2 protein-coding genes are annotated in these 1,030 nt (G+C 70.7%); both read left to right on the forward strand.

The genetic code is table 11. The annotated features are described in order from the left end of the window. Nucleotides 1–139: 139 nt before the first annotated feature. Nucleotides 140–808: a DNA polymerase III subunit gamma/tau C-terminal domain-containing protein gene (locus AC1DKD_RS41495; protein ID WP_441632005.1), complete on the forward strand. Its 669-nt coding sequence runs from the start codon at nt 140–142 to the stop codon at nt 806–808. A gap of 85 nt (nt 809–893) precedes the next feature. Beyond that, nucleotides 894–1,030: YbaB/EbfC family nucleoid-associated protein (locus AC1DKD_RS41500; protein WP_477144772.1), on the forward strand; the 137-nt coding region annotated here is incomplete at its 3' end.

The following is a 1,030-nucleotide window of genomic DNA, read 5'->3' on the forward strand; positions in this document are numbered from 1 at the left end:
ACCGCCGGCTGCGCGCCAGCCCTCGGCCCAGCCTTTGCGTCCGCCTGGTCCGCCTGCGACAGTGTCACGGCCGGCGGCACCCGCTCCGGCTGCAACAACGCCCGCGCGCCGGGAAGCGCCGCCGTCACGGCCGGCCGCCATGGAAGCCAATGACGCCGGCCCGGGCAATGACGTGCCGCCGTGGGAAAACGCGGGCAGCAGCGACGTACCGCCGTGGGAGGACCTCCCGCCGGACCTGCCCATGATCGGGCCGTATGACAGCGATCCCGAACCGATGCCGGCGCGCCAGCCCGCGCCGCGCAGCGAAACCGCCACGCGGCCCGCGCCGGTTGCCCGCGCACCGGTCCAGGCCGCGCCGGCCGAACCCGCCGAGCCCGTGCGGATCACGCCGCCGAAACCGCCGGTGGCAGGCGAGGATGGCTCGCCGCCGGCCTTTACCGGCGCCTGGCCGGAGCTGGCTGCCAGCCTKCCCCTCAAGGGCCTGGCGCAGCAGCTTGCCTACCAGAGCGAACTGGTACAGGTGGTAGGCCGTACTTTCCACTTGCGCGCGCCGGTGGCACCGATTACCGAGGCTGGCGTCGTCGAACGCCTGCAACAGACGCTGGCCGAGCATCTCGGCGTCGACGTGCGGGTGCAGTGCGAAATTGGCGCGGTGGCCGATACCGCCGCAGCCGCGGATGCCCGGGCCCGTGCCGAGCGCCAGCGCGAGGCCGAAGCCACGATCGCAGGGGATCCTTTCGTGCAGGGTTTGCTGCGCGAGTTCGGCGGCACGATCCTGGAAGGATCGATCCAGCCGCGCGCCGCCTGAGCGCCGCTTATTTTTGCAAGGCCGCCGGCGCCCATGACGCGCGGCGGCCCGTAACTTCTATCCAATCGCTAATCAGGAGCATTCCATGATGAAGGGCCAACTGGCCGGGCTGATGAAGCAAGCCCAGCAGATGCAGGAAAACATGAAGAAGATGCAGGAGCAGCTCGCGCTGATCGAGGTCGAGGGCCAGTCCGGCGCCGGCCAGGTCAAGGAGACCATGAC

The organism is Cupriavidus sp. 05T313 (genome assembly GCF_056396665.1).